Source organism: Ramlibacter ginsenosidimutans, assembly GCF_016654015.1.
GTDB lineage: Bacteria > Pseudomonadota > Gammaproteobacteria > Burkholderiales > Burkholderiaceae_C > Ramlibacter > Ramlibacter ginsenosidimutans.
Map to the genome: position 1 here is coordinate 1 of NZ_JAEPWM010000023.1, position 23,940 is coordinate 23,940.

General features: G+C 69.5%; 26 protein-coding genes. 8 read left to right on the forward strand and 18 right to left on the reverse strand.

Annotated elements, in window-relative coordinates:
• Positions 1-150: 150 nt before the first annotated feature.
• Together murQ and JJB11_RS25615 are read right to left on the reverse strand one after the other, a co-directional pair.
• Positions 151-1,110: an N-acetylmuramic acid 6-phosphate etherase gene (gene murQ, locus JJB11_RS25610; RefSeq protein WP_201178131.1), complete on the reverse strand. Its 960-nt coding sequence runs from the start codon at positions 1,108-1,110 to the stop codon at positions 151-153.
• Positions 1,111-1,230: 120 nt separating this feature from the next.
• Complete coding sequence (locus JJB11_RS25615; RefSeq protein WP_201178132.1) at positions 1,231-2,649, reverse strand: homospermidine synthase; 1,419 nt, start codon at positions 2,647-2,649, stop codon at positions 1,231-1,233.
• Between the two features lie 103 nt (positions 2,650-2,752).
• Here JJB11_RS25615 and JJB11_RS25620 point away from each other — a divergent pair, with 103 nt between their 5' ends.
• Positions 2,753-4,117, forward strand: a complete 1,365-nt coding sequence (locus JJB11_RS25620) for an MBL fold metallo-hydrolase RNA specificity domain-containing protein (protein WP_201178135.1) — start codon at positions 2,753-2,755, stop codon at positions 4,115-4,117.
• Positions 4,118-4,120: 3 nt separating this feature from the next.
• Here the strand turns inward: JJB11_RS25620 and JJB11_RS25625 are convergent, their stop codons facing one another.
• The 12 genes from JJB11_RS25625 to hemN form a co-directional block, all read right to left on the reverse strand.
• Positions 4,121-4,369, reverse strand: coding sequence for a DUF1272 domain-containing protein (locus JJB11_RS25625; protein WP_201178137.1), 249 nt, complete (start codon positions 4,367-4,369; stop codon positions 4,121-4,123).
• Between the two features lie 11 nt (positions 4,370-4,380).
• Positions 4,381-4,809, reverse strand: coding sequence for a PaaI family thioesterase (locus JJB11_RS25630; RefSeq protein ID WP_201178139.1), 429 nt, complete (start codon positions 4,807-4,809; stop codon positions 4,381-4,383).
• Positions 4,810-4,900: 91 nt separating this feature from the next.
• Positions 4,901-5,623, reverse strand: coding sequence for a TSUP family transporter (locus JJB11_RS25635; protein ID WP_201178141.1), 723 nt, complete (start codon positions 5,621-5,623; stop codon positions 4,901-4,903).
• A gap of 26 nt (positions 5,624-5,649) precedes the next feature.
• Positions 5,650-6,096, reverse strand: a complete 447-nt coding sequence (locus JJB11_RS25640; protein WP_201178143.1) for an SRPBCC family protein — start codon at positions 6,094-6,096, stop codon at positions 5,650-5,652.
• Between the two features lie 74 nt (positions 6,097-6,170).
• Positions 6,171-6,803 carry a hydrolase gene (locus tag JJB11_RS25645; protein WP_201178145.1) on the reverse strand — a complete coding sequence of 211 codons (633 nt, stop codon included), beginning with the start codon at positions 6,801-6,803 and terminating at the stop codon, positions 6,171-6,173.
• A gap of 51 nt (positions 6,804-6,854) precedes the next feature.
• Complete coding sequence (locus JJB11_RS25650) at positions 6,855-7,166, reverse strand: hypothetical protein (RefSeq protein ID WP_201178180.1); 312 nt, start codon at positions 7,164-7,166, stop codon at positions 6,855-6,857.
• Between the two features lie 54 nt (positions 7,167-7,220).
• Positions 7,221-7,628 carry a YfeK family protein gene (locus tag JJB11_RS25655; RefSeq protein WP_201178147.1) on the reverse strand — a complete coding sequence of 136 codons (408 nt, stop codon included), beginning with the start codon at positions 7,626-7,628 and terminating at the stop codon, positions 7,221-7,223.
• A 4-nt stretch (positions 7,629-7,632) separates the two neighbouring features.
• Positions 7,633-8,034 carry a nuclear transport factor 2 family protein gene (locus JJB11_RS25660; RefSeq protein ID WP_201178149.1) on the reverse strand — a complete coding sequence of 134 codons (402 nt, stop codon included), beginning with the start codon at positions 8,032-8,034 and terminating at the stop codon, positions 7,633-7,635.
• On the reverse strand, positions 8,031-8,357 hold the full coding sequence (locus JJB11_RS25665) for a potassium channel family protein (RefSeq protein WP_201178151.1): 327 nt from the start codon (positions 8,355-8,357) through the stop codon (positions 8,031-8,033). The genes JJB11_RS25660 and JJB11_RS25665 overlap by 4 nt, the downstream gene beginning before the upstream one ends.
• Positions 8,358-8,417: 60 nt before the next feature.
• Entirely contained in the window at positions 8,418-8,762 is a 345-nt protein-coding gene (locus tag JJB11_RS25670) for a DUF2845 domain-containing protein (protein WP_201178153.1), read from the reverse strand.
• A gap of 28 nt (positions 8,763-8,790) precedes the next feature.
• Entirely contained in the window at positions 8,791-9,471 is a 681-nt protein-coding gene (locus JJB11_RS25675) for a sulfite exporter TauE/SafE family protein (RefSeq protein WP_201178155.1), read from the reverse strand.
• 45 nt (positions 9,472-9,516) lie between these two features.
• On the reverse strand, positions 9,517-10,902 hold the full coding sequence (gene hemN, locus JJB11_RS25680; RefSeq protein WP_201178157.1) for an oxygen-independent coproporphyrinogen III oxidase: 1,386 nt from the start codon (positions 10,900-10,902) through the stop codon (positions 9,517-9,519).
• Positions 10,903-11,074: 172 nt separating this feature from the next.
• On the opposite strand from hemN, the gene fnr reads away from it, so the two are divergent.
• The 3 genes from fnr (at position 11,075) to JJB11_RS25695 (ending at position 13,228) form a co-directional block, all read left to right on the forward strand.
• On the forward strand, positions 11,075-11,791 hold the full coding sequence (gene fnr / locus JJB11_RS25685) for a fumarate/nitrate reduction transcriptional regulator Fnr (RefSeq protein ID WP_277988885.1): 717 nt from the start codon (positions 11,075-11,077) through the stop codon (positions 11,789-11,791).
• 132 nt (positions 11,792-11,923) lie between these two features.
• Entirely contained in the window at positions 11,924-12,142 is a 219-nt protein-coding gene (locus tag JJB11_RS25690) for a CsbD family protein (RefSeq protein ID WP_201178159.1), read from the forward strand.
• Positions 12,143-13,027: 885 nt separating this feature from the next.
• The gene (locus JJB11_RS25695) at positions 13,028-13,228 is read left to right on the forward strand and encodes a hypothetical protein (protein WP_201178161.1); all 201 of its coding nucleotides are present in this window, start codon (positions 13,028-13,030) and stop codon (positions 13,226-13,228) included.
• Between the two features lie 52 nt (positions 13,229-13,280).
• On the opposite strand, the gene JJB11_RS25700 is transcribed toward JJB11_RS25695, so the two are convergent.
• On the reverse strand, positions 13,281-16,196 hold the full coding sequence (locus JJB11_RS25700; protein WP_201178163.1) for a transglycosylase domain-containing protein: 2,916 nt from the start codon (positions 16,194-16,196) through the stop codon (positions 13,281-13,283).
• 221 nt (positions 16,197-16,417) lie between these two features.
• On the opposite strand from JJB11_RS25700, the gene JJB11_RS25705 reads away from it, so the two are divergent.
• Entirely contained in the window at positions 16,418-16,753 is a 336-nt protein-coding gene (locus tag JJB11_RS25705) for a DUF2917 domain-containing protein (RefSeq protein WP_201178165.1), read from the forward strand.
• A 4-nt stretch (positions 16,754-16,757) separates the two neighbouring features.
• On the opposite strand, the gene JJB11_RS25710 is transcribed toward JJB11_RS25705, so the two are convergent.
• Positions 16,758-17,402, reverse strand: coding sequence for a response regulator (locus JJB11_RS25710; RefSeq protein ID WP_201965110.1), 645 nt, complete (start codon positions 17,400-17,402; stop codon positions 16,758-16,760).
• Positions 17,403-17,457: 55 nt separating this feature from the next.
• Entirely contained in the window at positions 17,458-18,522 is a 1,065-nt protein-coding gene (locus JJB11_RS25715; RefSeq protein ID WP_201178167.1) for a PAS domain-containing sensor histidine kinase, read from the reverse strand.
• Between the two features lie 216 nt (positions 18,523-18,738).
• On the opposite strand from JJB11_RS25715, the gene JJB11_RS25720 reads away from it, so the two are divergent.
• Positions 18,739-19,485: a hypothetical protein gene (locus JJB11_RS25720; protein ID WP_201178169.1), complete on the forward strand. Its 747-nt coding sequence runs from the start codon at positions 18,739-18,741 to the stop codon at positions 19,483-19,485.
• On the opposite strand, the gene JJB11_RS25725 is transcribed toward JJB11_RS25720, so the two are convergent.
• The gene (locus tag JJB11_RS25725; protein WP_201178171.1) at positions 19,454-21,928 is read right to left on the reverse strand and encodes a sensor domain-containing protein; all 2,475 of its coding nucleotides are present in this window, start codon (positions 21,926-21,928) and stop codon (positions 19,454-19,456) included. The two genes, JJB11_RS25720 and JJB11_RS25725, sit on opposite strands and share 32 nt — an antisense overlap.
• A 148-nt stretch (positions 21,929-22,076) precedes the next feature.
• Between JJB11_RS25725 and JJB11_RS25730 the strand changes: the two genes are divergently transcribed.
• Positions 22,077-22,502: a response regulator gene (locus JJB11_RS25730; RefSeq protein ID WP_201178173.1), complete on the forward strand. Its 426-nt coding sequence runs from the start codon at positions 22,077-22,079 to the stop codon at positions 22,500-22,502.
• Positions 22,499-23,695, forward strand: a complete 1,197-nt coding sequence (locus tag JJB11_RS25735) for a histidine kinase (protein ID WP_201178174.1) — start codon at positions 22,499-22,501, stop codon at positions 23,693-23,695. Before JJB11_RS25730 ends, JJB11_RS25735 begins: the two co-directional genes overlap by 4 nt.
• Positions 23,696-23,940 lie beyond the last annotated feature (245 nt).

Consider the following 23,940-nt stretch of genomic DNA (forward strand, 5'->3'; position numbering starts at 1 on the left):
GGTGCCGCTAGATCTACGACACAGGTTCCAAGCCCAAAGGCTGGCGACGGCGTGCACCCGCTCCGCCCGGGTTGCCCCGAACTCTTAGAGTCTAGGAAAGAAACATACAAGGCTGGCGGTGAGGCGAATGCCGAACCCCAGCTCGGCGCGTCACTTCACCGCAGAGATCGACCCGCCGGCCTGCTCCAGCCGCTGCCGCGCGGTGTCCGCATCGACGCCGAGGCGGTGCATCACGATCGCGGTCTTGACGTGGCCGCCCGAGGCGTCGAGCAGCCGCCCGGCCTCGGCGCGCTCGAGGTCCAGCGTCTCCATCAGGATGCGCTCGCCTCGGTCCTGCAGCTTCTGGCAGGTCACCTGCAGGTCCACCATCAGGTTGCCGTGCACCTTGCCCAGCTTCACCATCGCTCCGGTGCTGATCATGTTCAGCACCATCTTGGTCGCGGTGGCCGCCTTCATGCGGGTCGAGCCGGTGATGACCTCGGGGCCCACGAGCGGCGCGATCACCACGTCGTGCGCCTGCTGCAGCGCCTCGGACGGAGGGGTGCACAGGAGGAAGCCGGTGCGCGCGCCGCGTTCGCGCGCGCGCTGCAGGGCGCCGTGCACGAAGGGCGTGGTGCCGGAAGCCGCGATGCCCAGCACGAAGTCGTCGGGCTTCACGTCGCGCTCGTCCATCGCTGCCGCGCCGTCTTCCGGATGGTCCTCGGCGCCTTCCTGCGCGCGCAGCAGCGCCTCGTAGCCGCCGGCCATCACGCCTTGCACCATCTCGGGATCCGTGCGGAAGGTGGGCGGCATCTCCGAGGCATCCAGCACGCCCAGGCGGCCCGACGTGCCGGCGCCCACGTAGATCAGCCGGCCGCCCCTTCCCAGGCAATGCACCACGAGGTCGATCGCGCGCGCGATGCGCAAGCGCTCGTCGCTCACCGCAGCGGCGACGAGCCGGTCCTCCGCGTTGATCAGGTCCACGATCTCCAGCGCGGAGAGCTGGTCGATGCGCAGGCTGCGCGGGTTGCGCTGCTCCGTCAGCCGCGCGTCGAGCGGCGGCTTGGCCGGCGGGGTCTTGCGCGGCGCATTCATGGTCGGGGCAGCGGGCTCCAGCTTCGCGTCAGGCATCTATGGTCCCATGGTAGAGGTGTGGACATGGTCCTGCCACCAGCATGCGCCCGCTGTAGGAAACGCGTGCATCCATGTGTGGTATCCCTGCCGAAGACCCGGGGGCTGGGCGTCGCAAGCTCAGGTGACGCGGAAATTGACGAACTGCCATGGGTCGGCGTCGTCCCGCGGTTCGGGAAACAGCGCACCGCGTTCCTTCAGCGGCGTCCAGTCGCCCCACACGCCCACCACTTCCCCGAGGTACGGACGCGCCACCTCCAGCACCAGCCGATAGTCGATGGCGTCCGGCTCCACGACGCCGCTGCGCGGATGGCGCAGCGCCCACACCATCGCTGCGAGGATGCCCGCAGCCACCTGCATCGAAGTCGCATTGTTGTACGGCAGCAGGGCGCGCGCCTGCGCGATGGACAGCCGCGAGCCATGCCAGTACACCCCGCGCGGATGGCCCATGAGCAGCACGCCCAGCTCGTCGCCGCCCTCGGTGATCTCGTCGCGCAGGATGCGTCGCTGCGGCTGCAGGCGCCAGTGGCGGCCGGCGAGCTCGTGGATCGATGCGACCGCATCGTCGCAGGGATGGTAGGCATAGTGCACGGTGGGTCGATAGAGCACGCGCGCCCCGTCACGCAGCGTGAGGAAGTCGGCCATCGAGATGGACTCGGCATGCGTGATGAGGAAACCCTGGTACGCGCCTTCCTGCGGCGTCCAGCTCCGCACGCGCGTGCCCATCCCCGGCCGATCCAGCAGGATCGCGGCGTCGCAGCCGTAGCCGTGGCGTTGGGCGTCGGCGGGCCAGTGCCGCTCGTGCGTGCCCCAACCCAGTTCCGCGGGCTGCAGGCCTTCGTCGACGAAGGCATCGACGGACCAGGTGTTGACGAACTCGCCGCGCTGGCGGCGCTGGGGGGTGGTCTGGGTGTCGCGCTCGGCCACGTGGATCACCTTGATCTGCAGGCGCTGGGCGAGCGCAGCCCAGTCACGCGGTGACGCGGGCGGCTCGCAGGACACGCCGAGGTCGGCGGCCATGGCGAGCAACGCGTGCTTCAGCAGCGAATTCACGAGACCTGGATTGGCGCCCTGCGTGATGCAGGCGGTCGGCCCGTTCGGATGCGCGCGGCCGAAGGCCAGCATCTCCTCGCGCAGTGCGTAGTTGGAGCGCTGCGAAGCGGAGAGCTCCGGGTTCTCGTAGCGCCCGGGCCAGGGCTGGTTGTCGGCGTCGAGGTAGAACGCGCCGCAGTCCAGGCACAGGCGCACCAGGTCCAGGCTGCACACATCCACGGCCAGGTTCAGCAGGAAGTCGCCGGGTGCGAGCAGCGGGCGCAGCACGGCTGCGTGGTTGGCCTGCGTCAGCGGGCACACGAGCAGGTCGATGCCGAGCGCCTGCGCGACGCCGGTGCGATCGGGCGAGCTGCTCACCACCTTCACCTGGTCGGGCGCGACGGCGAGCGCCTCGTGCAGCAGCGGCATCAGGCCTTGCGCGATGCTGCCGAAGCCGACGATGACCACGCGGCCCTGCAATGAGCCGATCCTGCGAGAACGCTCCATGGGCTCCCCGACGCGACGGTACGGAAAGGTTAGCGCGAGCAGGCGCTGCCGTGGCTTGATCCGGCGCAACTGGCGCCGGCTGCCGCGTGCCAGACTGCCCCGCATGCAGATCCAGTTCCTCGGCGCGACCGGCACGGTCACCGGCTCCAAGTACCTCCTGCGCAGCCCCGCCGCCGCCGGCTCGGTGCTGGTCGACTGCGGGCTGTTCCAGGGCTACAAGCAGCTGCGCCTGCGCAACTGGGAGCCCCTGCCCGTCCCGGCAGCAGATATTTCGGCCATCGTGCTCACGCATGCGCACATCGACCACAGCGGCTACCTGCCGCTGCTGGTGAGGCAGGGATTCCGCGGCCGGATCTACTGCAGCGCCGCGACGCGCGACCTGTGCGGCATCCTGCTGCCCGACAGCGGCGGGCTGCAGGAAGAAGAGGCCGAGTTCGCCAACCGGCACGGCATCAGCAAGCACCAGCCGGCGCTGCCGCTCTACACGCGCGAGGACGCTGTGCGCTGCCTGGAGCAGTTCGAGCCCGTGCCCTGGCACACCGACTTCCAACCGGTCCCCTGGCTCACCGCGCGGCTCTCGCACGCAGGGCACATGCCGGGCGGCTCCGTGGTGCGCATGGACGACGGCCAGCGTTCCATCGTGTTCTCCGGCGACCTGGGACGGCCGAACGACCCGGTGCTGCGCGCGCCCGAGCCGCTCCCGGCGTCCGACTACCTGGTGGTCGAGTCCACCTACGGCGACCGCTTGCACCCCACGACGGATCCCTTCGAGCAACTGGCCGAGGTGATCAACCGGACCTCGGCGCGCGGCGGCACGCTGGTCATCCCCGCTTTCGCGGTCGGGCGTGCGCAGACGCTGCTGCACGGCATCGCGCTGCTCAAGCAGCACAGGCGCATCCACAACCTGCCGGTGTATCTCAACAGCCCCATGGCTGCCGATGCGCTGCAGGTGTACCGGCACCACCGACCCGAGCTGCGCCTGTCCGCCGCCGAATGCGACGCGCTCTGCGAGGCCGCGCACATCGTGCGCACGCCCGACGAATCGCGCACGCTCAATGCGCGCAAGGGGCCGATGGTGCTGATCGCCGGCAGCGGCATGGCCACGGGCGGGCGCGTCATCCACCACATCCAGCAGTTCGCACCCGACCGCCGCAACACGATCCTGCTGGTCGGCTTCCAGGCCGGCGGCACCCGCGGCGCCTCGCTGGCGGCCGGGGCAGCCACCGTCCGCATCCACGGCGAGGACGTGCCGGTGCGCGCCGAAGTGAGCCGCATCGACGCGCTGTCCGCGCATGCGGATGCGGCGGAAATCGAGGCCTGGCTGCGCACGGCGCCGCAGCCGCCGCGCCGCACCTTCATCACGCACGGAGAGCCCCCGGCGGCCGATGCATTGCGCCAGCGCATCGAGCGCAAGCTGCACTGGGCGGTGACGGTGCCGGACTACCTGCAGTCGGTGACGCTGGACTGAGCGTCAGGCCGCCTGCGGGCAACCTCCCTTGTGCAGCACGCGCTCAGTGGACGCCGGATGCTTCGCGAGCATCGCGGCCGGCCGGCGCGGCCGCTGCAGCATCTCGCCGCCGCAATTGGGACACCGGCCCTTCAGCACCTGCGTCGCGCAGTCCCGGCAGAAGGTGCACTCGTAGGTGCAGATCATCGCGTCCGTGGATTCGGCAGGCAGGTCGCGGTTGCAGCATTCGCAGTTGGGCCGCAGCTGGAGCATCGTGGGTCCTTTCAGGGGCGGCCGTCGCCGACCGGTGTCAGCAGGGTTTCGCCCGTGGCCACGAGTTTCTCCGATCCGTCGGCGAGCGCAAACAGTTCGCAGGCGGTGAAGACCTGGGTGCGGCCGGGTTTCACCACACGGGCGCGCGCGATGAAGCGCTCGCCGACGGCAGGCCGCAGGCAGTTCACCGCGAAATGCGACGCGAGAACGCGGCCGACTACCGTCACCGCAGCGAAGCCGCAGGCCGTGTCGATCAGGGCGCCCACCAGGCCCGCGTGCAGGAAGCCCGCGTACTGGCCCAGATCCTCGCGCCAGGCGAGCGCGATCTCCGCCCTCCCCTCGCCCGCCGCGAGCACCTCGATGCCGCACCAGCGGTTGAACGCGGCAGTGGCGTTGATGCCGCGGACCAGGGCCAGCGCATCGGATGCGGGTTCGTGCATGGCGATCTCTCCGTTGAGGGGATCGCCGCAATCTAGGCGCCACGCCGCACTCGCCTTGTCCTGGCGGCGACGCTGCGTCGCGCAAGCGACTTCAGCGCACGGCCGCCCACAACAGCGACACACCCGAGCACAGCATGAGCCCGTCGATCAGGTGGCGGTAGGCCGCGGGCGTGAGCTTCAGCACGACGAAGCGGCCCGCGAACGAACCGGCCATCAGCGTCGAGCCCACGCCCACGCCTTGCAGCACCACCTGCAGCGGCAAGGCGCCGAAGGCCTGGAAGGTCGCCACCTTGGCGACGTACACGCCGATGGAACCGGCCGCCTCGGTCCCGAGGAACGCGCCGCGCTCCAGGCCGTAGAAGGTGAAGAGCGGCACGGTGAGCGGGCCGGTGGAGACGACGAGTCCGGTGAGCAGTCCGAGCGGGCCGCCCAGCAGCATCAGGTGCGTGAGCGTGAGGCGGAACGCGCGGTGCGCGAGCCAGCGGCGCACCGGGATCAGCGAGAGGAAGAACACGCCGAGCGCGGTCTCAGCCCAGCCCGGCGGAATGGTGAGCAGCAGCCGCGCCCCGAGCATCGCACCGGGCACGGCCGTCGTGCAGTAGGCGCCGCAGGCGCGCCAGTCTATGTCGCGCCGCCAGGCCAGCACGCGCCCGGCGTTGCCCATGATCGCCGCGACCGCCATGATGGGCACCGCGTGCCGCGGCCCGAACATCACCACCAGTATCGGCATGAGCACCAGCGAGGAGCCGGTGCCGACGATGCCGCCGAGCGTGCCCGCGAACAGGCCGACCACGAGGACGAGAAAGTACTCCACCCGCCGAGCTTAGCGGCTCGCCGGCGTCAGCCCGGGATCTCCGGCTCCACGAGTTGCGCCAGCAGCGTGAGCGACTCCTGCCACCCGAGGTAGCAGGCCTCCACCGGGATCACCTCGGGGATGCCTTCCTGCACCACGTTCATCTCGGTGCCCACCAGCACCTTCTTCAGCGTGACCGTGGTCATCATCTCGCCGCGCAGGTTGGGATCGTCGAAGACGCTGGAATAGCGCAGCTTCTCGCCGGGCACGAGCTCCAGGTACTTGCCCCCGAAGGAGTGGGAGCCCCGGCCGCTGAAGTTGGTGAAGCTCATGCGCCATTCGCCCCCGACTTCCGCGTCCATGCGATGGACCTGGCCGGTGAAGCCATGGGGCGGCAGCCACTTCGCCATGGCGTGCGGGTCGAGGAAGGCGCGGTAGACGCGCTCGGGCGGCGCGCGCAGGACGCGGTGCAGGCGGACGGTGTTGCTGGCCATGTTTTGTTCCGTGGACTACGAGGACGACCCTCAGCTGCATGACGAACGAGCGCGGCGCAAATCGACAGCGCCGTTCATGCGCTGGCGTGCGCGGCCCCGGCGGCTCGCCGCGCAGCGAACCAGGCCCGCATGATGCCGCGCAGGCGATCCGCACCGGCCCTGCCCCAATCCCGCTGGAGCTCGCACGCGAGGCCCAGCACGGTGATCGGCCGGGCGCCGGCCTGCAGCATGCGCTGCATCGCGGCCTCGTGGGCGACGTGGCTCACTCCGCCGATCGCGTCGGCCACGACGTACACCTCGTAGCCGGCGCGCAGCGCGTCGAGTGCGGGAAAGGCGACGCAGACCTCGGTCCACAGCCCCGCCAGGATCAGCTTCCTGCGGCCGCTCGCTTCGACGGCAGCACGGAACTCCGGGTCCTCCCACGAGTTCATGGTCGTGCGGTCGATCTCCGGCACGCCCGGCAGCGCCTCGCGCAGCTCGGGGTTGGTGCCGGTCATGCCGTGCTTCACGTACACGGTGCTCAGCACCACCGGGAGTTCGAAGGCGGTGGCGGTCTGTCCCAGCAAGGTGACATTGGCGAGCAGTTCCTTGCGGTCCATCGAGCCGACGCCGGCGTACTGCTCCGGCTGGTAGTCGATCAGGGCGAGCACCGCATTGCGCGGCGTGAGCAGCGTGTCGTTTTCGCGGACGGGCGTGACGTCGGACATGGGGGCCTCCAGGCGCGCATCATGCCCCGGGAGCCGGCGACCGCACAACGCCTACTCGCTGACGAGCTGCCCGAGCGCGTTGTCCACCACCAGCGGCGTGTCGAAGTAGCGCACCACCGGCTCGCTGCCGTAGGTGTCGCGGATGCGCTGCCGCCATGCCGCGTCGTGCGCGGCTTCGGCACATGCCCGATCCGGCCAGAGGTAGAAGGCGCCGGACTGGTTCGCCTCGGCGTCGTACACGAAGGTCTTGCGGATCAGCCGTGGATGCGCCTGCCAGCGCGGCGCGACTTCGTGCATGCCCGCGACGACCTCGCTGCGCGAGATGCCGGCCGGGAGATCGAACAGGACGTATTCGGTGATCATGGTGGGCGAAGTATCGGCGACCCGGCTGCGCGACCGCAGAGAGGGCGATGACCGCTACTTCGCCGCGCCGTTCGCGCGCAAAGCCTTGAGCTGCTGCGTCAGCCAGGTGCGGCTCTCGAGGGGCGCCGCGCTGCCGCAGCGCACCAGGTAGGGCTTGCCGGACAGGCTGCTGCCGCTCGCGGCCCGGTCGATGAATTGCTCCGTGGTCTGCACGAGGTTGCGGTCCTCCAGGTATTCCAGCTTCTTCACCAGGTGCGCGCGCGCGTCGCTGGCGTCGTACCAGGAGCCGTTGCGGTTGAAGCTGCAGCCGGAGGACTGCAAGCGCCCCAGCAAGGCATCGATTTCCGGACGCGCCGGCGAAGGGGCGGCGAGCACGCAGCCGCAGCACAGGGCAGCCGCCGCTGCGAGCGCCGCAGCGAATCCGCGTCGGGACGGGCGCACGGACGCAAGGTTCGCGGCCATGGCCTCAAGCGCCCTTTTGCTGCTGCTCGAGCATCTGCGCCATCTTCTGGTGGATCAGGTTCACCGCCTTCAGCGGCCGCAGCATCACCTTGAAGTCGGTGATGCGGTCCTCGTCGTTCCAGGTGATCATGTCGACGCCATTCACCACGATGCCGTCGATTTCCACCACGAACTCCAGCACGGCGTCGTGTCCCTGCGCGAGCTCGCGCACGTAGCGGAAACTGTCGTTGAAGAAGACGTGGAAGGCCGCGCCGAGGTAGGCCGCCGCCAGCTTGCGTCCGCGCTGCGGCGTGTGCACGACGGGTGAGTGGAACACGGCATCTTCGGCAAGCAAGGCGTACAGCCCCGCCGGGTCGTGCGATTCCACGAGGCGGTGCCAGGCCTGGAGGGCGGGTGGGTGGTTCATGGATTTTCGTTTCCGGTTGCGTCGTTGAGCGCCTTGACCGCCACCCCCGCGAGCAGCGCCGTGAACAGGACGCCGCAAACGCCGATGGCGACGGACAGCGTGCGCGTGAGCAGCAGCTTCGGCGCGAGGTCGCCGTAGCCGATCGTGAGTCCCGAGACGAAGGCGAAGTACACCGACTCGCCCAGGCTCCAGTGTTCCAGCAGGCCCACCAGGATACCCATGCCGACGATCAGCAGGAGCAAGGCGGACAGGATCGGCCAGACGACCCGCAGGCCGACCAGCAGGCCGGCGGCGAACGAGCGCCGCATCGCGCGTGGGTCCATGGTGTCCCTCCTGCGGTCATCGTACCCCGGCCCACGGCCCGCGCCGCCGCGCCCCGCACCCTATTGCGGCTGCGCGCTGTAGCGGATCGACTGCACGCGCCCATCGCGGAAGCGGACGATGACGATCAGGTTGCCGGGGCCGCGGTCGTACAGCCACTCCTCCACCGTCTGGCACGGGACACCCAGGGGCACCGCGGGCGCCGGGATGGGCTGCGGCGTGCCCCACAGGTACACGGGCGCACAGAAGCTGTCCATCAGCAGCGGCTGGCCGCACTTGTACAGGACCGACACCTTCGAATCGCCTTCCGAGGCGATGGCGCCGTTGCAGCGCAGGTTCTCTGCGTGCGCGACCCGCCCCAAGGCGAGCAGCGCCACGATCAGGGCGAAACGCAGGAGAGCCGGCATGGCGCGCCTCCTTCAGGCTGCGGTGAGCTTAGCCCAGCCCGCACCACTGCGCCACGCGGTGCGCCACGTCCATCCACAGCGCCCAGGCCGCGGTGAGCGCCAGCAGGCCGCCGGCGATGCGCGTGCCCCAGTCGTTGCGCAGGCGGTTGCCCAACTCCTGCAGCTTGCGCAATGCAGACGGTGCGAGCCCCAGCGAGATGCCGCTGCCGAGCGCGAACAGCGCCATGCTCGCCATGCCCTCGACGAAGCCACCGGACAGAGAAGCGACCAGCAGCGCCGAATACAGCAGCCCGCAAGGCATGAAGACCCACAGTGCGCCGCTGGCCACCAGGCCACCGCGCCGCTGCGCCATCGGCCGCACGCGCGACCAGACGTTGCGGCCCGCCGCTTCCACCCAGGCGGGCTGGCGCGCCTGCGCCAGCAGCACCAGGCCCCACAGCAGCACGGCGACGTGGAAGAGCGTCCACACCGGCTGCAGCGCCTGCGTGCCGGACGACAGCCAGGCGAAGCTCTGGACCGCGAGGCCCGCGGCGCCGCCGGCCAGCGAGTAACCGATCAATCGGCCGGCCTGGAAGCTCCACATGCCGCGCGCGGAAGGAGCGCGCACGCCGCGGATCACGCCGCCGCAGGCAGCGCCGCACATGGCGACGCAGTGCGGGCCGCCGACCAGGCCCATCAGGAGTGCGGTTCCCGCCAGGGTGAGTGTCATGTCATGCAGGAGCCGGCCGCTGGGTGCTTCGGGGCGAGCCCATCCTCAGATGATGCGGGAGAAGCGCGCGCGGTTGCGGTCGGCCTGCAGGTACTTGTCGAACTGCATGGCCACGGCGCGCACGAAGAACCAGCCCTGCGCCGTCACCTGGATGCCGGCGTCGTCCACGATCACCATGCCCTGGCGCTGCAGCTCGCGCATCTGCTCCAGTTCCGCGGCGAAGTAGCTGCGGAAGTCCAGCAGCCAGGCCAGCTCGATCGATTCGAACAGCACCTGTCCCTGGCACATCAGCGCCATGATCACGGCGCGGCGCGCGAGGTCGTCGCGGGACAGCGCGAGCCCGCGCGTGACGGGCAGCTTGCCCTGGTCCAGCAGGTCGCAGTACTCGGCCATGGTCTTGGCATTCTGGCTGTAGGTGGCGCCCACCTTGCCGATCGCCGACACGCCCAGGCCGATCAGGTCGCAGTCCGCGTGCGTGCTGTAGCCCTGGAAGTTGCGGTGCAGCCGGCCCTGCCGCTTGGCCACCGCCAGCGCGTCGTCCGGCAGCGCGAAGTGGTCCATGCCGATGTAGACGTAGCCGGTGCTCAGGAACGCGGCCAGCGCCTGCGACAGCATGTTGATCTTGGCGCCGGCGTCCGGCAGGTCCGACGCCACGATGCGCCGCTGCGGCTTGAAGCGCTCCGGCAGGTGCGCATAGGCATACAGCGCGATGCGGTCCGGCTTGAGGCTCGCGACCTGCGCCAGCGTGCGTGCGAACGATTCCGGAGTCTGCTTCGGCAGGCCGTAGATCAGGTCCATGTTGATGGAATCGAAACCCGTGCGGCGCGCGTCGGCCATCAGGGCCGCCACCTGGTCGAAGGGCTGGACCCGGTGCACGGCCTTCTGCACGTCGGGATCGAAGTCCTGCACGCCGAAGCTGATGCGGTTGAAGCCCAGGTCCTTCAGCACGCTCAGGCGCTGGGCCGACACGGTGCGCGGATCGATCTCGATCGAGCACTCCGCCCGCGGCACGAGCGTGAAATTGCGGCGCAGCATGGCCATGAGCTCGCGCAGCTCGTCGTCGGACAGGAAGGTCGGCGAGCCGCCACCGAGGTGCAGCTGCCCCACGGGCTGGCCCGGGCCGAGCTCGCGCACGTGCAGTTCCACCTCGCGTTGCAGGTACTGCAGGTAGCCCGCGGCGCGTTCGTGGTGCTTCGTGATGATCTTGTTGCAGGCGCAGTAGTAGCAGAGCGATTCGCAGAACGGCACGTGCACGTAGAGCGACAGGGGCAGCCCGAGGGCGGCGGGGCCTTCGCGGCGCTGGCGCAACGCCTGGGCGTAGTCGGCCGGGCCGAACGCCTCGACGAAGCGGTCGGCCGTCGGGTAGGACGTGTAGCGCGGACCGGGGACGTCGTACTGGCGCAGGAGTTCGGGGGAAAGGGTGGTGCTCATGGCGTGTTCCGGGAAGGCCTCATGGTGCGGGACCGCTTCCTCGTCCCGCTTGACCTGCATCAAGGGTGCCCCCCCGGCGGCCCGGACAATTTGACTCAGATCAGAGCTACCAGACCTGCCCGTGACCACCAACGAAACGCCCGTCCTCGACCCCTGCCCTGCCCCGGCCTCGCTGGCGGCGCGGCAGGTCGCCTGTTCCAGCTGCAACCTGCGCGAGCTCTGCATGCCCTCCGGCCTGTCGGCGGCGGAGATGGCGCGCATCGACCAGCTGATCACGACGCGACGCAAGGTCAGGCGCAAGGCGCCGCTGTTTCGCGCGGGCGAGCCCTTCCACGCGCTCTACGCGATCCGCACCGGCGTGTTCAAGACCTGCGTGACCGCCGAAGACGGCCGCGACCAGGTCACCGGCTTCCACATGGCCGGCGAGATCGTCGGGCTCGATGGCATCGTGCAGGACCACCACACGTGCGACGCCGTGGCGCTGGAGGACTCCGAGGTCTGCGTGCTGCCGTTCGACCGCATCGGCGAGCTCTCGCGAGAAGTCGGCGCGCTGCAGCACCACCTGCACCGCGTGATGAGCCGCGAGATCGTGCGCGAGCACGGCGTGATGCTGCTGCTCGGCTCCATGCGGGCCGAGGAGCGCGTCGCCGCGTTCCTGCTGAACCTGGTGCAGCGGCTGCAAGCGCGCGGCTTCTCCCCTTCCGAGCTGGTCCTGCGCATGACGCGCCAGGAGATCGGCAGCTACCTCGGCCTCAAGCTGGAGACCGTCAGCCGCACCTTCTCGCGCTTCGCGCAGGAAGGCGTGCTGGAGGTGCAGCACCGTTTCGTGCGCATCGCCGACGTCGAGCGACTGCGCAGCGTGCTCGCGCAACCGGGCAGCGGGTTCTAGCGGCGCCCGCCCCCACTGTCGCTCGCGTCCTCGGCTGTAGGACCGTGCGCACAGCCATTGGGGGCTATGGGCTCTCGCATTGCATGCGGGGCGGACCAAGATAGTTGGCATCCAACCATCAAGGAGTCCGGAATGAACAAGCAGCAAGTCAAGGGCGCGACCAACCAGGCCACCGGCGCCGTGAAGAAGGAAGTCGGCAAGATGACGGGCGACCGCAGCACGCAGGCCCGCGGCACGGCCCAGGAGATCAAGGGCAAGGTGCAGCAAGGCGTGGGCAACGCCAAGGAAGACGTGCGCAGCAACAGCGATATCGATCGCAGCTCGCGCACGCGCCGCAGCAGCGACCGCTAAGAGGCGGGGCAAGAACAAGAGCCGGGAATTTCCCGGCTTTTTTTTGCTCGCCGGGGTTCGGTCGGTGCGGCCCCTGTCCCGGACCGGAACGCGGCACAGTGTTGCTGCGGTGGAAGCGGAGAGGGTAGGCTGGCGGTGAGCCGCAGGCAAACCCCAGCTCGCTGCGCCACGCTGGATCGCTGGGGTTCGCGTTGCTCACCGCCAGCCTACGAGTACGGGGGCCCGTTAGTCTTCGGCGCAGGGGCCCGACTGTCCATCGTCGCGGCAGGCGGCGTGCGGTGCAGGCCCGCATCAGGGGCATCGCCTGGAAGCCGGTCCGGGCGGCGGAGCGCGGTTACGAGAGCGCAGCGTATCGAACCGCGCGTACGTTTCATGCTACCGCGGCACTTGTTTGAGCAGAGAGTTTGACTGCGCAGCGGGCAAACTCTCTGCGAGTTGTGCCGCGCGACGCCGCCCGGACCGGCTTCCAGGGGAGTCGGCGCGCGCAGCCGCCGACCGATGCCCAGCGGGCCTGCACCGCACGCCGCCTGCCGCGACGCCCCCGGCCTCCGAAGAGAGCACCTCTTCGTTCTTCCCCAAGATCGGCAAACACCCTTTCTTGCTTCGCGCTGGCCTTTCTTGCGCCGTACCGATGGCGCAGCGTCCCCCGAAGGGACGATTCCTCAACGAAGGCGGCGTGGGTAGGCTGCGGGTTCCACCAACCTCGCCCAGGAATACCGCATGCGCAAGTTCGCATTGGCTTCGATCGCGCTTTCCGTCTGCGTCCCGGCTCTGTGCCAACAGAGTTTCCCCGAGGGAGCCACGGCCCCATCGGCGCAAGAGGTGCAAGGCCTGCTCGCCGACAAGACCTTCCGAAGCACCGTTGCGAACGGTTCGGTGTGGCGGATGCAGTACAACGCCAACGGGTACATCTTCTTCAACGCCGGCGCCGGCTACAGCGACAGCGGCAAGTGGAGAACCGAGGACGGACGCCTGTGCACCGAGATGCAGCGCACCGGGCCCAGCTGCTCCGACGTGCGCCTGTCCGGCGGAACCCTCTACATGAAGCGGCCCAGCGGCGAAATCCTCAAGTTCGAGCCGCTGTAGCGCCCGCAACTGCTCCGCCTGGACGAGTTCCCCGCCCCTGCTGGCCCTTCGTTCACTCGGCGGCCGACGGACTGCCGGTGGCGGTGCCGACGGCGCTGTCGCCGCTGTAAGAGGACCCGCTTCCGGAGGAGTAGGAGCTGCCCGCATTGCCCGACGCATTCCCGTAGCTGGCGCTGTCCGCACTGTCGCGGCGACGTGCAGGAATGGCCTCGTAGCTGTCGGCCGCCCTGCGGTTGGATCCGCTCGCGCCCTCGTAGCTGCTGCCGGCAGCGTCGCGCTGGGTCACGGCGCCGCCGTTGCGCGGCAAGGTGATGGTAGTGCTGGCGCGCGGCGTGCTGCTGTTGCCGTCGGCCTCGCGCGCCGCGCCCAGGGTGGCCGTGCCCCCCTGCGTGCTGCCCGCGCCGCGCGGCTGCGCCGGTCCGCGGACGACCTCGCTCGGTGGGGGCGCATCCGACGGCCGCACGGCGGTCGCATCGGGCGATCGGTAGACCTGGGTTCCGGGCACGGTGTCGACCGGTCGCGCGGCTTCCAGCGGGCGCGGGTACGTCGGCACTCGTTGCGGTTCGGAAACGATCACCGGCGCGTCGGGTCTCACGGTCGCCGGCGGAGACTGTGCCGTCGAGAGCGAGGACGCAGGCAGCGGGGACGGCGCCGGTTGCAGTTGCGGCGGCGCGCCGTTCCCTTCCGCGGGCGCGGCGGGCGGCACGCCCGCGACGGTCGGATCGGCGGGCGCGGCGTTGAACACGCTGTTCAACCAGTCCCCCATGCGGTCCACCAGCGGCTTGTCGTCGTCGCGCGTGTGCGGGGCGCTGAAGGTCGCCTTCGCGTCGATGACACCGGCCTTCTCGGCCTGCTGCAGCATGTCGCCCACGATGAACAGCGCGTTGTGCGCGCCCTGCCCCCAGTACGAGCTGCGCATCGTCACGCGGTTGTCGTCGAAGCCGACCCACGCGCCGGCGACCAGCTGCGGATGCATGACGATGAACCAGCCGTCGGTGTTGTCCTGCGTCGTCCCGGTCTTGCCGGCCAGGTCGCCCGTGAGGCCGAACCGCGGTCGCAAGCCGGCGGCCGTGCCGTAGTCGATGACGCCGCGCATCACGTCCAGCAGTGTCTGCGCCGCCGGAGTGGAGAGCGCCTGCTCCGGTGTGTGCGCGCCGAAGCTCTCGAGCACCTCGTGCTGCCGGTTCTCCACCGCAGTGACGACGATCGGCTGCATGTAGTTGCCGCCGTTGGCGATGGTGGCGAACGAGGTCACCATCTCCTTGAGCGTCACCGGGCTCGTGCCCAGCGCCAGCGAGGGCACTTCGTCCAGCTTGCTCTGGCGCACGCCCATGGCACGCGCGAGGCTGGCCACGCGCGCGGGGCCGACCTCCATCATCAGCTGCGCGGTGATGGTGTTCTTGGACTTCGCGAGGCCGTCGCGCAGCGTCATCGGCTCGTTGGTCGGGGGCCCTTCGATGTCGCCGGGGCGCCAGACCTGGTTCTTGTCGATCTGGATGGCCACGGCCTGGTCCATCAACGTTTCGTCGGGCCGGTGGCCCAGCTCGAACGCCGCGCCGTACACGAAAGGCTTGAAGGTGGAGCCCGGCTGGCGGCGCGCCTGCTGCACGTGGTCGAACTTGTCCGCGTCCCAGTCGCGGCTGCCCACCCACGCCTTGATGGCGCCCGTGCTGGGATCGATCGCGAGGAAGCCGGCCTCCAGCATCGTCTTCTGCCGGCGCAGGTCGCGCATGAACTTGGTGTCTTCGCGCAGCTCCTTCAGCGCCTGCGCGTCGTCCTTGCCGCCCTCGCGCGCCTGCTTGTATTCCGGCGTGTCGCGCATCCAGGACTTCACCAGGCCGGCATGCGAGTCCCAGAAGTAGTCGAAGGCCGCGTCCTTCTTGTCGGCGGCCACGTAGGCGGATGCGTCGCCGCCGAGAGAGGGCACCGTGCTCCGGCTCCATTCGACGTCCGCCACCGCCTGCAAGGCCTTGGTCTGGCGTGCGACCGCCTGGTCCGCCATCTCCTGCAGGCGCGAGTCGATGGTCGTGCGCACCACGAGGCCGTCGGAATAGATGTTGTAGTCGTGCTGGTCGGCCCAGTCCTGCAGCCACCGCTTCAGGTATTCGGCCAGGTGCGGGGCCGGTCCGTCGTCCTCGTCCAGCCGCACGAATTTCAGCTTCAGCGGCTGGTCCTTCAGCTGCTCGTAGCTGGACTCCTGCAGCTTGCCGCCCTTCACCATCAGCTGCAGCACGGTGTTGCGGCGCTGCAGGGCGCGCTCGGGATTCAGCACGGGGTTGTAGTAGGCCGTGCCCTTGAGCATGCCCACCAGCGTCGCGGCCTCGGTCTTGTTCAGGTCCTTGGCCGACTTGCCGAAGTAGGTGCGCGCGGCCATCTCGATGCCCCACGCGTTGTACAGGAAGGAGACGGAGTTGAGGTAGCTCTCCAGGATCTCGTTCTTGCTGTAGATCGACTCGATCTTCAGCGCGGTGATCGCCTCCTTGATCTTGCGCGTGATGTTCTGGTCGCGGCCGATCTCCTCGGGATACAGGTTGCGCGCGAGCTGCTGCGTGATGGTCGATCCGCCTTCCACCTCACCGGTCATCGTCCTCAGCATGGCCTTGCCCGTGCGGACGAAGTCGATGCCGTGGTGCTGGTAGAAGCGCTTGTCCTCGGTGGCCAGCAACGCGTCGATGACGTTGGGCGAAATGTCAGAGAGCTTGACCCAGTCGCGGTTCGCGCGCCGGAACACGGCCAGCTGCTTGCCATCCGCGGAGAGCACCACGGACGGCGACTCCTGCTTGGCCTTGCGGATGTCGCCGATGCTGGGGGTGAGGGGAAAGAGGATCGCCACGTAGATCGCCAGCGCCGCGACCAGCGAGAGCGGCAGGAGGGCGGCGGCCTTCCACTTGTGGCGCCGCAGCCAGCGGCCGGTGCGCTGCAAGCGCCCGCCGCCGCTCGCCGTCTCTCCCTCGGGTCTGTCCTTCATGGTGCTCTCTGAATCGTGGTGCAGCGAATCTAGGAGGGCGGTCCCTGGCGCGACTGTAGGACGGCTGCGCGACGCAAGCGCTGCTTTGCCCCGCGCGTACGTGAGGCCCGACTACGCTGCGCCTGCCTCATCTATTCCTACAGCGGATGGCGCGACTGTCCGACGCGAGGCGACGGCGCGCATCCCGGTGCCGCGGCCTGGCTCAGCGGAAGATCCGGTCCATGCAGCTCGCCCTTCCCCTCGGCGTCGGGAGCCACCTGGTCGGCGGCAGTGCGGTCGTTGGTCTCGGCAGCCGCCTGATCGGCCGCCGTGCGGCGCGCCCCCGCGTCACGCGCTGGTTCGCCGCCCGCGTACGCAAGGGCGACACGCGCGTGGTGGAGGCGCCCGCGGGCAGCGTGACCGTGCATTGCCGCGAGGGCGAGGTGTGGATCACGCACGACGGGGACCCGCGCGACGTGCTGTTGGAGGCGCGGGAAAGCTACGCCGCTGGCTTGCGCAACCGCATGAGCGTGCATGCGCTCGAGGATTGCGTCGTGGAGTTCGAGGTGGTGGACTGAGCCTTCAGCCAAGCGGGTCGGCGAGCCCGTTCTTCAGCGCGTAGCGCACCAGTTCGGTCTGGTTCGCCAGCCCCAGCTTCTGCATCAGGTTCGCCTTGTGCGTGCTGACGGTCTTGACCGATAGATTCAGCTTGGCCGCGATGTCCGACACCGCCTCGCCCGCAACCAGCAGGCGGAACACCTCGAACTCGCGGTCCGAAAGCGTTTCGTGGGCCGGCGCGTCGCTGCCCGGCATGGCGCCCAGCGCCAGTTGCTCGGCCACCTCCGCGCTGATGTACGCGCCGCCACCTGCGATCTTTCGGATCGCCTGCTCCAGCAGGGCGGCCGCGCTCTCCTTCGTGAGGTAGCCGCTCGCCCCCGACTTGATGGCGCGCACCGCGTACTGCATCTCCTGGTGCATGCTGAGCACGAGGATGCGCACGCGCGGCTTCTCCGCCTTCACGAGCTTGATCAGCTCCATGCCGCTGCGCCCCGGCATGGACAGGTCCACCACCAGCACGTCGAAGTCGGTGCCGCGCACGGTGCGCATCACCTCCGTGCCGTCGGCGGCCTCGCCGACCACCTGGAAATCGGCAACGTCGGAGACGATGCGCTTGAGGCCTTCGCGCACGATCGCGTGATCGTCGGCCAGCACGATGCGGATGGTCACTGGACTACCCTCCGTCCTGCGGACTGCGGGATTCGCCTTGGGGCGGCCCGGCGGCTCATGCCAGCTCCGTTCCGGGCCGCGCCGGGATCAGCGCTTCCACGCGCGTGCCCGCGCCCGGGCTGCTGTCGACGTTCACCTGGCCGCGCAGGAGGTGCGCGCGTTCGCGCAGCCCGACCAGACCCAACGACTGGGGCGCCCGCGGCGCCGCCACGCGGAAGCCGATGCCGTCGTCCTGCACGCGCAGCAGCAGGTAGTCGCCTTGCGCTTGCAGCTCCAGGGTGACCTTGCTCGCGCGCGCGTGCTTCGCGACGTTGGCCAGCGACTCCTGGACGATGCGGAAGACGCCGGTGGCAAAAGGCTCCGGCAGTTCGAGCGTTTCGTCGATCTGCAACTCGCACGGGACGCCGGTGCGTTGCGAGAAAGACTGCGCCAGCCACTCGATGGCGGCCACCAGGCCCAGGTCGTCGAGCACGAGGGGCCGCAGGTCCGAGGCGATGCGCCGCATGGCCGCGACCGTGGAGTCCAGCAGCCCGAGCATGTGCCCGATCTTCTCCTGCACCTTCGGGTCGGCGGAACTGGGCTGGTCACGCAGCCAGCTCGTGTCCATCTTCAGCGCGGTGAGCGACTGGGCCAGCTCGTCGTGCAGTTCGCGGGCGATGCGCGACTTCTCCTGTTCGCGCACGCCAGAGGATTCGGCGGCGAAGGCGGCGAGCTCCTCGCGCGCGCGCACCCGCTCGGTCACGTCGCGCAGGATGACCGTGTAGAGCTTGCCTTCCGGCGTCTGCAACTGGGAGATCGAGGCCTCGATCGGGAACTCCGTGCCGTCCTTGCGCAGCGCATACAGCACCGTGTTGTCGCCCATGCGCCGCGACGTCGTCCCGGTGGCGCCGAAGCGGCGCATCTGTTGTCCGTGCGCGCCCCGGTAGCGCTCGGGCAGGAGCAGGTCGAGCGGCTTGCCCAGCACTTCCCGCGAGCTCCAGCCGAAGGCGCGCTCGGCCGCCCGGTTGTAGAGCACGATGTTCAGCTGGTCGTCGACGCTGATGATGCCGTCCATGGCGGAATCGAGCAGCCCGGCAAGGCGCGCGGCTGCGTTGGCATCGGAAAGCCAGATGTTGGACATGACAGCGAGGTGACTCTTTGCTTAAATTAGAGCACAACGCGACCAGGCCGCTGCCGTATGGCAGCGCGGGCGGCGCTGTACGGGGGGCGGGCGCTGCCGTGGTGCGAGAGCGGCCGCATCCGCCCGCGTCCTACATGCCGGCTGGGGCGCTCCTGACAGCCGACGCGGCAAGCGCAGCCGAGACTGCCGCAACCTGAACGCTATTCCTGCAGAGTGTTGGCCCTCCAAGAACCCATCGCCAGTTCCACCGGCCCCGCGCCGGCCACCGCGGATGTCTCGCCGCAGCGCCAGCGCAGCCTCGCGCGCGCCGCCCGGCACGACATCCTGCGCCGGCTCGCGCCGCCGCTGCGCCATGACATGGTGGTGCACCTGCAGTCCCTGGGCATGATGGCCGAGGCGCTGAGCGCGCGCATGGAACGCGGCGCCGTGGCCGGCAACGAGCTGGCCGGTTCGGTGAGCAAGCTGAAACGGCTCTCGCGGCAGGCCGTCACGCGCTGCCTGGAGGTCTGCACGTGGATGGAGCCCGGCGAGGACGACACCATCGGCCTGCGCGACGGCGTTACCGAAGTCGTGCGCCTGCTCTCCACCAGCCTGAACTTCCGCGGCTTCGACCTGCGTTGCGAGCCGTGCGACGGGACGTTCGAGGTGACGCGCAGCGCGTTGCGCTTCCTGCTCGCCGCCGCCATCCTCACGCTCGCCGACGCCGCGCCGGCCCCCGGCCAGATCGCGGTGCGCACGGCACAGTCGTCCACGCACGGCGTGATCTCGGTGGAGTACCAGCCCGAGCCGGTGGAGGCCACGTTCACGCAGTTGCACGAGTCGGGCGACGCGCCCCTCTCGTGGCTCGAGGTGCAGGCGCTTGCCGCGCAGCTGGGCGTCGAACTGCTGCGCAACGGCGAGGCCATCATCCTGCGCCTGCCGCGCGCAGTGGTCACGTCTCCACTGAAGATGGCTGCGACGTAGCGGCGGCCTTCGCGTCCATGAACTCCTCCAGCTGCTCCAGCGGCAGCGGACGGCAGAACAGGTACCCCTGGTAGCGGTGGCAGCCCTGCCGCGCCAGGAAGGCCCGCTGCTCCTCCGTCTCCACCCCTTCGGCAATCACTTCCAGCCCGAGATTGCGGCACAGGTCGATGATGGTGGCCGCGATCGCGGCGTCATTGCCGTCGGTGAGGATGTCCTTGACGAAGGCGCGGTCGATCTTCAACTCGTCGATCGGCAGTCGCTTCAGGTAGGAGAGCGAGGAGTAGCCGATCCCGAAGTCGTCCACCGACAGGCGCACGCCCATTTCCTTGAGGTTGCGCATGCGGGCGATCGTCGCTTCGAGGTTGTCGGCCAGCAGGCTCTCGGTCAGCTCCAGTTTCAGGCGATCGGGCGGGATGCCCGAGCGGCGCACGCAGCTCACCACCTCGTCGATGAACTCCGGGTGGCGGAACTGCCGCACGCTCACGTTCACGGCGATGCTGAGATGCGCGCGGTCCGGCCGCTGCGCCCACACCGCCAGTTGCGCGCAGGCGGCCTCCAGCACCCAATGGCCGATCGGGATGATGAGCGAGGTCTCTTCGGCGGTGGGTATGAACTCCTCCGGGCCGACGATGCCGCGCGTGGGATGCTGCCAGCGCAGCAGCGCCTCCACCCCGGTCATGCTGCCGTCCAGCCCCACCTGCGGCTGGTACTCGATCTGCAGGTGGTTGTCCCGCCAGGCCTGGCGCAGGTCGGCGGCGAGCGCCGCGTTGGCAGTGGCGACCTCCTGCATCTCCGGGTCGAAGAAGCGCACCGCGTTGCGTCCCGCCGCCTTCGCCTGGTACATCGCGAGATCCGCCTGCTTCAGCAGTTCGTTCACGCTCGACGGCTGCTTGCCGAACAGCGTGACCCCGATGCTGCAGGTGCTGTGGTGCAGGTAGCCCGGCAGCACGTAGGGCTGGCCCAGCGCCTCCAGCACTCGCTGGCTCACGATCTGCGCGGCGGTCAGCGGGTCCAGCGGCTTCTGGGGCGTGTTCTCGATGAGCACCACGAACTCGTCGCCGCCGAGGCGCGCCACCAGGTCGCCCTTGGCCACGCAGTTGCGCAGGCGCCGGCCCACCTGCTGCAGCAGCAGGTCGCCCTTCTGGTGCCCCAGCGTGTCGTTGAGCACCTTGAAGTTGTCGAGGTCGATGAACATCAGCGCGCCCTCGCGCGCGTGCCCGTTCTCGCCCACCGCATCGTGCAGCCGGTCCAGCAGCGTCTGCCGGTTCGGCAGTTGCGTGAGCGGGTCGTAGAACGCGAGGTACTGGATCTTCTCCTCGTCTCGCTTGCGCTCGGTGATGTCGCGGCCCACGGCCACCCAGTGCGTGAGGCGGCGCGACTCGTCCCACACCGGCGAGACGTCGAGGTCCACCCAGTAAGGCTCGCCGGCCTTCGTGTAGTTGATCAGGTCCACGCGCACCCGCTCCCACTGCTCCAGCGCGGTGCGGATGCGGTCCAGTTGCGGCCGCTGCGTGTCGGGTCCCTGCAGGAAGCGCGGCGAGCGCCCGAGCACTTCCTCGCGCGTGTAGCCGGTGCGGCGCTCGAACGCGTCGTTGACGAACACGATGCGCGGCCCCGGCGCGCGGAAGGGCGCCGCCTCCGTGATGATCACGATGTCGTTCAGGCGCGCGATGCTGCCTTCGAGCAGCGTGAGGTGCTGCTGCGCACGGCGGCGGGTGGACACGTCGCGCAGGTGCAGCGCCATGCCCGCCCCGAAGGGAAAGCCGCGCAGCTCCAGCCAGTGCACGCCCTGGGCGTCCAGTTCTTCCAGCTCGATCGCCTCGCGCTTGTCCAGCGCCTGCATGAAGCGCTCCTCCAGCGCCAGCCGCAGCCGCATCTGGAAGAAGCTCCACACCTTGCGCCCGAGCAGCCGGTCGCCGGCGGCGCCGAGCAGTTGTTCCGCCTGTTCGTTCGCGTAGCTGATGCGGCCCTGGCGGTCGATGGTGACGAAGGCCTCGGCACTGCCCGGCGCGCCTCCCATGCTCACGGTGTGCCGCAGCAGCGTGCCCGAGGCGTGTCCGGCCGGTGCGATCTCCTGCACGATGCCTTCGCTGCCGACGATGGCGCCGTGCGCGTCGCGCAGCGGCTCGCCCACGCAGCGCACCCAGGTGCGCCGTCCCTGCAGCGACTGCAGCTGCAGTTCCAGGTCGAAGGGCTTGCCTTCCTCCTCGCACGCGCGCACCGCTTCGCGCAGCTCGGTGCGGTGCTCGCCGACATAGTGCGAGAGTGCCTCCTCGAAGTCCGGAGTGAAATCCTGCGGCGCGCCGTGCAGGCGCGCGAGCTGCGGCGACCAATACAGGCTGCCGGCGCGGGCATCCCGCCGCCAGAAGCCGACGAACGCGCTGCGTTCGACGAGTTCGAGCAACTGCTGCGAATCCTGCGCGATCAGCCGGTCCATCTTCATCTGTGCGCGATCTTACGGTGCACCAGCCCGGCCGGGGCGCCCGTAGGCAGCCTCCTACATCCGAACGCGTGCGCATCCGAGCGGTCCGCATGAGGCAGCGACTAAAGTGCCTTACGCCTGGAAACCGACCCTTACCGATTGAACCCCCGTGGAACTTGCCGTCTTTGTCGTCGAGGACAACGCCGAGATCCGCGAGAACCTCGAGCAGGCGCTCGAGGAACTCACCTGCGTGAAGGTGGTGGGTGACGCGGCCACCGAAGAAGATGCGCTGCAGTGGATCACCGGACAGAACCACTGGGACATGCTGATCCTCGACCTGTTCCTCAAGGGCGGCAACGGCTTGCGGGTGGTGCAGCACGTGCACCGTGCGCGCCCCGAGCAGAAGATCATCGTGTTCAGCAACTACGTGAATGCCGCCGTCCGCAAGCGCTGCGCGCAGCTCGGCGTGGACGCGGTGTTCGACAAGTCCACCGAAATCGACGCGTTGGTGGACTACTGCTCCCACCAATGCACGCTGATGGGCGCGCAGTCCGCCCCGGCGCCCTTGACTCCCACCGGAGGAACCCGGTCATGACGAACACGCATGCTTTCCCCGGGCTCACGCTCGTCGAGCCCGAGCCCGTCGCGGAAACACGCGGTCCGGGCCGGCGCTGGTCCGACGCAGGGACGAGCGGCGGCGCGGCGGAACAGGACGCCCCGTGGGCCATGGCGCAGCAGTGGCCCACCGTGGTCGCGGCGCTGTCGGAGCAGGCCGTCGAAGGCAGCAACCTGATCCTGCAGGCGCTCGACTACCTGGTCGGCGCAGGCCGGCTGCGCCACGGCGAGGCGAAGGCGCTCGGCGACGCGATGCACCAGCTGCGCGCGACCAGCCTGCGCGCGCAGCAGATCACGCGCCTGGCCGGAGGCCGGATCCGCCAGGCCCGCGAGCGCGTGGACCTGGCGCAACTCGTGCGACAAGTGCTGCAGGAACGCGCCCCGGGCATCGAAGCGGCGGGCATCGTCGTCCGCTCCGACCTGGAGCCGGTGGAAGTGCTGCTGGACCCACCGGTGGCGGCGAGCCTCGTCAACGCCATCCTCGACTGGGCCATGAGCCTCGGCAAGCAGATCGACCTGTTGCTCGCGCCCGCCGAATTGGCGGGCCCCGCCCGGCTGAAGGTGCGCATCGCCACGCCGGCTCCCGCGCAGCCCACGGCCGGGACGGCGCGCGCACGCAGCCGCCGGCTGCACGACGGCCTGCACTGGACGCTGCTGCGGCAGATCGCGGCGTCGTCCGGCCTGGAGCTGGAACATTCGCGCCGGGACGGCGCCGCCCTGCTCACGATCGCGTTCCCCCGCACCTTCCTGAGCACCGCAGGCGTGGCCTGCCTGGACCTCACCGAGCAGGGCGCCGCAAACTCCCTGCGCCCGACATGGGTGCTCGTGGTCGCGCAGGATGAGCGCGTGCGCACCGAGTCGCTGGACGCCTTGCGCAAGATGGGCATCCCTGCACTCGCTGCCGGCGACCTGCGCCAGGCGCGTGCGCTGGTGCGCGACAGCAAGCCCGACGTGCTGGTGGCCGCCTGGGACGTGCCGCTCGCGGAGATCGCGCGCTTCCGCCAGGACGTGCTGGGCGGCGAGGAGCGCTGCCCGCTGGTGGAAATCACCCACGACGTGCCCTCCTTCCACCTGAACGGCTTCGACCGCTTCGAAACCCCGAAGGTCGGCCGCGCCCAACTCACGGCCGAACTGCCCCCGACGGTGCTGTTCGAGCTGGTGAAGGTGGGTTGAGGACGGCCGACCGGAAAGCGGACAACCGGACGCAGAGGTCGCAAAGGTTACGCAGAGGACGCAGAAGGAATCCAACAAAGGACTTCCAGAATTGGTTTCTTTTGCGTCCTCTGCGAAATCTCTGCGTGGCGGATTCAACCGGTCACCGCAACAGTGCCTTGGCTAGTGTATCGGCCGGGGTGCTATAGCCAAGGGTCTTGCGTGGACGGGTGTTGAGCCTGTCGGCCACAGCATCGAGCTGGTCC